Below are 9535 nucleotides of genomic sequence, written 5' to 3'. Positions count from 1 at the left end.
CGTCGAGCGCGTCGAAGTCCTTGCCGTAGGCCTTCGTGCAGTACGCGTTCACGGCCTTGATGCCGAGACGGTAGATGTCGCGCGGCACGAGCTTCAACTGATAGCCGAGTTCGGGCACGCCTTGCTGGAACGGCCCCTGCATGTACCAGAGCGCGCCGTGCGCGTAGGGCGTGTCCATCTGCCGGTCGATGAATTCGGGCACGCCGGCTTCCAGCGCGCCGGGGCCTTCGGAATCGGCGGGAATCAGACGGTCGGCGGCGGCTTCGACGAAGGCCCACTCGCGCGCGTCGAAGAAGCGCGGCTTGTAGGCCGCGGCCTGCCCGGCTTCGGGCCTGGCGTTGGGCGCCGCGGCGGCGCTGGCTGCCGCGGCGGTTTCGCTCGACGGCGCTTTGCCGCCCTCGCAGCCCGCCAGTGCGCTGGCGGGCACGAGCACCGCTGCCGTGCGTAGGAAACCGCGGCGTGTCGTGAGAGGAGATTCAGACATTGTGGGATTCTGTATGAGTTCGGCGCGGTGTGGTTCGACCGTGTCCGCGTAGCCATCCTGAGCGCTGCGCGTGACATCCGCCGCGGCGGCCACGGAGCAGGGATAGTAAATGGAACCGGTTCCACGATTGGAGCGCGATTCTACAATATTCCTTTACGGGGCCGGCTCCGGGCGCGCAAGGGCGGGCGGACCCTGGTTGTCGTATCCCCGAACAAGCCCTAACAAATGCAACAAGTTGTTTGACAACTACGACGGACCGATGCTACTGTGCACGCTATTGACAACCCTCCATCCCAGCACGAGGCCTCATGAACGTGTCCCCGATTGTCGAGAGCGAATTCGCCTCGACTGTGATGGCAGTGCCGCCGCTCGCACGCCGCCCCGACTTCTCCCTCGACGTCGAACAGAACCGCAAGCTGATCCGCCATATGGAAGCGGGCGGTATCCGCACGCTGCTGTACGGCGGCAATGCGAACCTGTACCACGTCGCCGTGAGCGAATATCGTGAGTTGCTTGACATGCTCGCCGACCTCACCGCGCCCGAAACGCGTGTGATCCCGGCTATCGGTCCCGACTACGGCAAGATGCTCGACCAGGCGCGCATCCTCGCGCAAACGCAGTACCAGACGGCCATGGTGCTGCCGCTCTCCGGCTTCACCACGCCCGCAGGCGTCGAAGCCGGCCTCGCGCGCATCGCCGACACCGCGGGCATTCCGCTCACGCTCTATATCAAGAGCGAAGACTATGTCGACGTCGACACGCTCGTGCGCCTGATCGACCGCGGTACGCTCATTGCGGTCAAGTACGCCATCGTGCGCAAGGACCCGGCGAACGACCCGTATCTGCGCCGCCTGCTGCAGAGCGTGCCGGCCTCGAAGGTCGTCTCGGGCATGGGCGAGCGTCCGGCGCTGGTTCACGTGCGCGACTTCGGTCTGGCTGCCTGGACCACGGGCTCGGGCTGTATCGCTGCGAACGCCATCATGGCGCTGCTGAAGGCCGCGAAGGAAGGCCGGGCGGAAGAAGCGCAACGCCTCTACGATGCCTTCATGCCGCTCGAAACGCTGCGCGACAACATCTCGCTCATCCGCGTGCTGCATGACGCCGTGACGCTCTCGGGCATCGCCGACATGGGCCCGATCCTGCCGCTGCTCTCGCAGTCGCCCGCTGAGGCGCTGCCGGCGATCGGCGACGCCGCCAAGGCGCTGCTCGCGTTCGAGCAGAAGCGGGTCGCAACGGCCCAGACCGCCAACGCATAAGCGGCGCATCTGGCACAAGGAAGCAATTGAACGGAGCGAACATGCAGATTACTGGAGCCATGCTGCTGGGCGCGCAAGCGGTGCGCGGCGAGGCGGGCGAGATGCGCGCCTTCGCGCCCGCGCTCGGCAAGGAGCTCGAGCCGTCGTTCGGCCTCGGCGGCAAGGCCGAAGTCGCGCGCGCCTGTGAACTCGCGGCGCAGGCGTTCGACGCCTTGCGCGCCGCCCCGCACGAAACGCGTGCGCGCCTGCTCGAAGCGATCGCCGGACGCATTCTCGGCATCGGCGACGCGCTGATCGAGCGCGCGCATCTCGAATCGGCGCTGCCCAAGGCGCGCCTCGAAGGCGAGCGCGGCCGCACGGTCGGCCAGCTGCGTCTTTTCGCATCGCTCGTACGCGACGGCCGCTGGTGCGGCGCCGTGCTCGACTCGGCTCTGCCCGAGCGCAAGCCGCTGCCGCGCTCGGACCTGCGCGCGCATCGCATCCCGCTCGGCCCGGTGGCCGTGTTCGGCGCGAGCAACTTCCCGCTGGCGTTTTCGGTGGCGGGCGGCGACACGGCCTCGGCGCTGGCCGCCGGCTGCCCGGTCGTCGTGAAGGCGCACCTGGCGCATCCGGGCACCTCGGAACTCGTGGGCCGCGCGATCCAGCAGGCCGTGGCCGACGTCGGCTTGCCTGAAGGCGTGTTCTCGCTCGTCTTCGGCGGCGGCAACGAAGCGGGCGAAACGCTCGTGGCGCATCCGGCCATCAAGGCCGTGGGCTTCACGGGTTCGCGCCGCGGCGGTCTCGCGCTTTCGCACATCGCAGCCGCGCGTCCCGAGCCGATTCCCGTCTACGCCGAAATGAGCAGCATCAACCCGATGTTCGTGCTGCCTGCGGCGCTGGGCGCACGCGGTGAAGCGCTCGCGCAAGGCTTTGTCGATTCGCTCACGATGGGCGTGGGCCAGTTCTGCACGAACCCGGGCCTCGTGCTCGCGATCGACTCGCCGGAACTCGACCGCTTCGTGAAGGCGGCGAGCGCCGCGCTCACGCAGAAGCCCTCGCAGAGCATGCTGACGGCCGGCATCGCCTCGACGTATGGCGAAGCCGTGGCGGCGCGCAAACAGCTGCCGGGCATCGAGAATCTGGCCGAAGGCACGAAGACGGACGCGCATTGCGACGCGCTGCCGGTCCTCTTCAAGGCGAGCGCCGAGCAGTTCCTCGCCCAGCACGCGTTGTCGGACGAGATCTTCGGGCCGACCTCGGTCGTCGTCGCGTGCCGCGACGAAGCCGAACTCGCGCGCGTGGCGGAGCACCTCGAAGGCCAGCTCACGGCGACGCTGCACATCGACCGCGACGACTACGCGATGGCCGCGCGCCTTCTGCCGATTCTCGAGCGCAAGGCCGGCCGCATTCTCGCGAACGGCTTCCCGACGGGCGTCGAAGTCTCGTATGCGATGGTTCACGGCGGCCCGTTCCCGGCCACCTCGGACGCGCGCTCGACTTCGGTGGGCGCGATGGCGATCGAGCGCTTCCTGCGTCCGGTCTGCTACCAGGACCTGCCGGCCGAACTTCTGCCAGTCACACTGCAGAACGACAATCCGCTCGCGCTGTGGCGTTTGCGCGACGGCGAGCTGGTAAAGCAGTAATCCCGCGAAAGCGGTCAGGAAAGCGCCTGCAGAAGCCTTGCAGGCGCTTTCTCCAGGAGGAGTCCGACAAGAGGCTCACAGTAGTCTCACAAAGAGCCTGACGTTGCTTGACAACTTGGTGCGTGGTTCGGCATCCTGTGTCCGGCCTGGGCAAGACAGGAATGGTCGCGCTAGAACAAATTCCATAAACAGATGTGAGGAGATGCGATGTTCGATGGACGCCTGAAGGCCAGCGTGCTGGCCGTGTGTGTGGCGGCCGCCGCGGCGCTCGGCATGAGCGCGGCAAAGGCCGATCCCGTTTCCCTGAACATAGTCGACGTGGCCGGTAACCTGCAGCTCACGCAGAAGGCCTTCGAAGCGTTCAAGGCGAAAAACCCGAATCTCGTCTCCAATATCACCTACACCAACGCGCCCGCGCCGCAGTTGCCTGGCAAGATCAAGGCAATGCAGGCCGCCGGCCGCGCCGACATCGATCTCGTGCTGACGGGCACCGACGCGCTCGCCGCCGGCATCGAACAGAACCTGTGGATGAAGCTGCTGCCCGATCAGCAGGCCGCGCTGCCGGGCGTGCTCGACAAGTACGCGCCGGGCCCGCGCAAGATGCAGGACCTGGCGCAAGGCTATGGCCTCGAAGTGTCGTATATGCCGGCCGGTCCGCTGATCGAATACAACCCGGCCAAGGTCGCCAAGCCGCCGCAAACGCCGCAGGAACTGCTGGCGTGGTGCAAGGCGAACCCCGGCAAGCTGATCTATGCGCGTCCGGCCAACTCGGGTCCGGGCCGCACGTTCCTGATGGGCCTGCCGTACCTGCTCGGCGACAAGAACCCGCAAGACCCGATCAACGGCTGGGACAAGACCTGGGCGTACCTGAAGGAGCTGAACTCGTGCGTGCCGTACTACCCGGGCGGCACCTCGGCGGTGATGAAGGAACTGGGCGAAGGCACGCGCGACATGACCGTGACCGTGACGGGCTGGGACATCAACCCGCGTGCGCTCGGCATCGTGCCGGCCGACTTCAAGGTGCAGGCGTTCAACAACATGACGTGGGTGAACGACGCCCACTACATGGTCGTGCCGATGGGCGTTTCGAAAGAGAAGCTCGCGGTGCTGCTCAAGCTCATGAACTTCATGCTCGAGCCGCAGCAGCAGGCCATGACGTATGACGACGGCTACTTCTATCCGGGCCCAGCAGTGAAAGACATCACGCTGCAGATGGCGCCGAAGGAAAGCCAGGACGTGATCGCGAAGTACGGCCGCCCCGAGTACGCGAAATGGCTCACAGCCTATCCGCATGTCCAGCCGCTTTCGGCGCAGGCGATGGTCGCGGCGTTCCAGAAATGGGACCGCGAAGTCGGTTCGCAGAAGTCGCAGTAACGAGAGGAAGAATCAGCAATGGACGGACGGTGTTCGAGTACCTCATTCGGTTTGAGCGCCGTCCGCGTTCCATTCGTACGTAGTTGATCTTGTTGGTCAGGAACGTGTCATGAAGCATTCTTTCGATCGTCTGCGCCTCGATTCGGTGGGCCGTAGCTTCACCAACGCAGAGGGGACGCAGCTCGCCGCGCTGCGTGGTCTCGACCTCGACATTCGCCGCGGCGAATTCATCGCGCTGCTCGGGCCTTCGGGCTGCGGCAAATCCACGGCGCTCAATTGCATCGCCGGTCTGCAACCGCTCACGAGCGGCAGCATCTGGCTGGACGACCTGCGTATCGACGTGCTGCCGCCCGAGAAGCGCGGCTTCGGCATGGTGTTCCAGAATTACGCGTTGTTCCCGCACATGACGGTGCTGGAAAACGTCGGCTTCGGCCTGAAGATGCAGGGCGTGCCGCGCGAAGAGGCGAAGCGCCGCGCGCGCGAGGCGCTACAGCTCGTGCAGCTCGTCGGTCACGAAAACAAGCTGCCGGGCCAGCTTTCGGGCGGCCAGCAGCAGCGCGTGGCGATTGCCCGCGCCATCGTCATCGAGCCGCCGCTCGTGCTGATGGACGAGCCGCTCTCGAACCTCGACACCAAGCTGCGCATCGAAATGCGCGCGGAAATCCGCCGCATTCACGGGCAGCTCGAACGCGCCACGATTTACGTGACCCACGATCAGGACGAAGCGCTTTCGATGGCGGACCGCATCGTCGTGATGAAAGAGGGCGTCGTGCAGCAGGTCGCGACGCCGAAGGAAGTGTATAGCCGCCCCTCGAATCTGCACGTTGCGCGCTTCATGGGCTTTCGCAATGTGCTGCCGTTCGCCATTACGGGCGAGCAGGGCGGGCATGTTGCGATGTCGTCGTCGGGCATCACGCTCACTGGCGTGCCGATGGGCGAACTGGGCGGCGGCGAAATTTCCGTGGCCATGCGCCCCGAAGATTTCGAGCGCGCCAACGCGGGCGATGCGAATGCCTTCGACGTCGAAGTGGAAATGGTCGAATACGGCGGCCGCGATTCGCTGCTGCTCGCCAACGCGCCGTTCGGCAAGCTGTGGGCGCGTGTGGAAGGCGAATTCGAAGCGGGCGAGCGCGCGACGCTGCGCGTCGCGCCTTCGCACGTGCTGGCCTACGCGGAGCGTGCGTCATGAGCACGCTCATTCCGACGCTGGCCAAGGCGCCGCGCGATTCGCGCGGCTGGCTCGTCACGCCCGCGCTTGGCTTCATCATCGCGATGTTCCTCTATCCGTTCGCCTACGGCCTCGTGCTGTCGTTCAGGCCGATGAACGGCGGCGGCATGTTCGCGAATTACTTGCAGTTCATTCACGACCTCTCGTTGTGGCCCACGGTGTTCGTCACGCTCAAGCTGGCGGTGCCCGCGACGATCATCAACGTCGGGCTCTCGCTGCCCGTGGCCTTCGCGCTGCGCCGCAAGTCGCCGTATCAGAAGCTCGTCACCACGCTGCTCGTGATTCCCGTCACGCTCGGTACCGTGCTGATCGCCGACGGCATGCTCAGCTACTTCGGCCCGAACGGCTGGTTCCCGCAGGCGCTGCATGCGCTGCATCTGTATACGAACGAAGAGATTCGTCTCACGCACAACTATTGGGGCGTGCTGATCTCGCTGATCGTTTCGGGTTTCCCGTTCGCGTTTCTGCTCACGCTCTCGTACGTCACGGGCATCGACCCGACGCTCGCGCGTGCGGCGGCCACGCTTGGCGCGGGCCCGTGGCAGCAGTTCCGGCAAATCTATCTGCCGCTGCTCGCGCCCGGTCTCACGATGGCCGCGTGCCTGTCGTTCGTGCAGGCGTATTCGGTGTTCCCTTCGGCGGTGCTGCTCGGCGCGCCCGCGGGTCCCACGCGCGTGATCTCCATCGCGGCTTCCGAAGCGGCGTTCGAGAGCTATGACTACTCGCTCGCCTCGACCATCGCCATCGTGATGGGCTTCGTGCAGTTGATCGTCGTGGCCGCGATGCTGAGCGCGAAGCGCTACTTCTACTCGGGCCCGGTGAGCGGAGGGAAAGGCTGATGACCGCACATCAACGCAACGCGGCCGGCCTGAGCACGGGTGCGCAGGCGAGCGAGGAGCACAGCGCTTCGGCCGCCAACGCTGTGCAGGCAAAGCCCGCTTCGCGCCTGCCCGATGTGCTCTGGAAAGTGTTCGTCTGGGGCGGCGTGGTGTTCTTTCTGCTCAACGTGGTGCTGCTGATTGCTACGGTGGGCGTGAACTCCATTGCCACGCGCTGGTTCGGCACGCCGCTGCCGCAGGGCTTCACGCTGCACTGGTATGCGCAGGCGTGGCGCGACTTCCAGCTTTCGAGCGTGCTGTGGGTGACGTTCGAAGTGGTCGGCTCGGTCGTGGTGCTCTCCATCGCGCTGGGCGTGCCCGCCGCCTACGCCCTGGCGCGCGCGCAGTTTCCCGGCAAGCGCATTGCCATGCTCGTGTTCCTGCTGCCGCTCATGGTGCCGCCCGTCACGTACGGTATTCCGATGGCGACCGCCATGTACCAGTTCGGCCTGGCGGGCACGCTGCCCGGCGTAATCCTCGCGAACCTGGTGCCCGCGCTGCCGTTCGTGATCCTCGTGATGACGCCGTTCATCGAGCAGATCGATCCGAACCTCGAGTCGGCCGCACGCATTTTCGGCGCTAACACGCTGCGCTATTTCCGTTATGTATTGCTGCCGCTCCTCGTGCCGGGGATGCTGGCGGCGGGGCTGCTCGTGCTGGTGCGCACGATCGGCATGTTCGAACTCACTTTCTTTACCGCTGGACCCGACACGCAAACGCTGGTGGTGGCGCTGTACTACGCCGTCTTCTCGACGGGCGTGCGTGCACCGCAATCCATCGATGCCATGGCGATGATCTACATGGCCATTACGCTTGCGTGGGTGCTGGTGGCCCTGCAGTTCGTCAGCCCGACACAGCTCGTGTCGCGCGTGAAGGAGCAGCGCTAGGCCAACGCCGGCGGCTTTACTGGAAACACCTGGAGCAACGCAAGATGAGCAAGAAGCGAAAGACCCCCGAAGAACTGCGCAGCCACCGCTGGTATGGCGTGAACGACCTGCGGTCGTTCGGCCATCGCTCGCGCACGGCGCAGATGGGCTACAGTCGCGAGGAGTACGCGGGCAAACCGGTGATCGCCATTCTCAATACGTGGAGCGAGATCAACCCTTGCCATACGCACTTCAAGCAGCGCGTGGAAGAGGTCAAGCGCGGCATCTGGCAGGCAGGGGGTTTCCCGATCGAGCTGCCGGTGCAAACGCTTTCCGAGCCGTTCCAGAAGCCCACCACGATGCTCTATCGCAACTTCCTCGCCATGGAAGCGGAGGAGACGATCCGTTCGTACCCGGCCGACGGCGTCGTGCTGATGGGCGGCTGCGACAAGACCACGCCCGCGCTGCTGATGGGCGCGATCTCGATGGATCTGCCGACTATTTTCCTGCCCGCGGGCCCGATGCTCAACGGCAACTGGAACGGCGTGACGCTCGGTTCGGGCTCGGACACCTGGAAGTACTGGGCCGACCTGCGCGCGGGCAAGATCACCGAAGAGGACTGGAAGGGCGTGGAGGGCGGCATTGCACGCTCGCCGGGCCACTGCATGACGATGGGCACGGCATCGACGATGACGAGCGCCGCGGAAGCGCTGGGCTTCACGCTGCCGGGCTTCGCCTCGATTCCCGCGCCGGACTCGCGCCATGCGCAGATGTCGGCAAAGACGGGCATGCGCATCGTCGAAATGGTGTGGGAAGACCTGAAGCCTTCGGACATCATCACGCGCAAGTCGGTCGACAACGCCGTGACCACGTGTCTCGCGCTCTCGGGCTCGACCAACGCGATCGTCCACATGATCGCGCTGGCGCGCCGCGCCGGTGTCGATCTCACGCTCGCGCAGTACGATGAAATCGCGCGCCACACGCCGGTGCTCGCGAACATCCGCCCGACCGGCAAGTACCTCATGGAGGACTTCTACTACGCTGGCGGCCTGCGCGCGATGCTCAAGGAACTCGGCGAGCTGATCGACGGCACGCAGATGACCGTGAACGGCAAGACGCTCGGCGAGAACATCGCCGACGCCGAGATCTACAGCGAAGAAGTGATCTATCGCCGCGCGAAGCCGCTCATGCCGGATACGGGCCTCGCCGTGCTGCGCGGCAATCTCGCGCCGGACGGCGCCGTGATCAAGCCGGGCGCGGCGGAAAAGCACCTGCACGTGCACACGGGCAAGGCCGTAGTGTTCAAGGATTACAACGACATGGCTGCGCGCATCGACAGCGAAGAGCTCGACTGCGACGAGAACAGCGTGATCGTGCTCCAGCACGCGGGTCCGGTCGGCGCGCCCGGCATGCCCGAGTGGGGCCAGCTGCCGATTCCGCAGAAGATTCTGCAGAAGGGCGTGCGCGACATGTTGCGTATTTCCGACGCGCGCATGAGCGGCACGAGCTATGGCGCGTGCGTTTTGCACGTGGCGCCGGAATCGTTCGTCGGCGGTCCGCTCGCCCTCGTGCAGGACGGCGACCTGATCGAGCTGAACGTGCCGGAGCGCCGCCTGAACGTGCTGATTTCGGACGAGGAAATGGCGCGCCGCAAGGCCGCATGGGTCGCACCGGAACCGCGTTTCAAGCGCGGCTACGGCGCGATGTACCAGATGCACGTCATGCAGGCCAACAACGGCTGCGAGTTCGACTTCATGCAGCGTGACGGCGTGGGCGGCTCGTGCGCCAGCGCGGGCGGCGAACCCGAGATTCACTAAGGAGACACAT

Annotated in this window: 8 protein-coding genes; 7 read left to right on the top strand and 1 reads right to left on the bottom strand. The window is 65.7% G+C overall.

Going from position 1 to position 9535, the window contains the following annotated elements:
- A partial coding sequence (locus tag M3A49_RS29235) for a gluconate 2-dehydrogenase subunit 3 family protein (protein ID WP_266232100.1) occupies positions 1–484 on the bottom strand: 484 nt, incomplete at its 3' end.
- A gap of 308 nt (positions 485–792) precedes the next feature.
- Between M3A49_RS29235 and M3A49_RS29230 the strand changes: the two genes are divergently transcribed.
- The 7 genes from M3A49_RS29230 to araD all read left to right on the top strand — a co-directional run bounded on the left by M3A49_RS29230 (position 793) and on the right by araD (position 9525).
- On the top strand, positions 793–1740 hold the full coding sequence (locus M3A49_RS29230) for a dihydrodipicolinate synthase family protein (RefSeq protein ID WP_266232099.1): 948 nt from the start codon (positions 793–795) through the stop codon (positions 1738–1740).
- A gap of 41 nt (positions 1741–1781) precedes the next feature.
- Positions 1782–3362 (top strand): aldehyde dehydrogenase (NADP(+)), encoded by a 1581-nt coding sequence (locus M3A49_RS29225; RefSeq protein ID WP_266232098.1) that lies wholly within the window; start codon positions 1782–1784, stop codon positions 3360–3362.
- Between the two features lie 273 nt (positions 3363–3635).
- On the top strand, positions 3636–4736 hold the full coding sequence (locus M3A49_RS29220; RefSeq protein WP_266232117.1) for an ABC transporter substrate-binding protein: 1101 nt from the start codon (positions 3636–3638) through the stop codon (positions 4734–4736).
- 109 nt (positions 4737–4845) lie between these two features.
- Complete coding sequence (locus M3A49_RS29215) at positions 4846–5925, top strand: ABC transporter ATP-binding protein (RefSeq protein WP_266232097.1); 1080 nt, start codon at positions 4846–4848, stop codon at positions 5923–5925.
- Positions 5922–6803, top strand: a complete 882-nt coding sequence (locus M3A49_RS29210; RefSeq protein WP_028207590.1) for an ABC transporter permease — start codon at positions 5922–5924, stop codon at positions 6801–6803. The genes M3A49_RS29215 and M3A49_RS29210 overlap by 4 nt, the downstream gene beginning before the upstream one ends.
- Positions 6803–7729, top strand: coding sequence for an ABC transporter permease (locus M3A49_RS29205; protein ID WP_323183345.1), 927 nt, complete (start codon positions 6803–6805; stop codon positions 7727–7729). Before M3A49_RS29210 ends, M3A49_RS29205 begins: the two co-directional genes overlap by 1 nt.
- A gap of 44 nt (positions 7730–7773) precedes the next feature.
- Complete coding sequence (araD, locus tag M3A49_RS29200) at positions 7774–9525, top strand: L-arabinonate dehydratase (RefSeq protein ID WP_028207592.1); 1752 nt, start codon at positions 7774–7776, stop codon at positions 9523–9525.
- The last annotated feature ends 10 nt before the right edge of the window (positions 9526–9535 follow it).

This window comes from Paraburkholderia sp. CNPSo 3076, from assembly GCF_026343935.1.
In the GTDB taxonomy this organism is placed as follows: domain Bacteria; phylum Pseudomonadota; class Gammaproteobacteria; order Burkholderiales; family Burkholderiaceae; genus Paraburkholderia; species Paraburkholderia nodosa.
The sequence above is the reverse complement of the archived record's forward strand: the minus strand, read 5'-3'. Positions and strand labels throughout refer to the sequence as shown.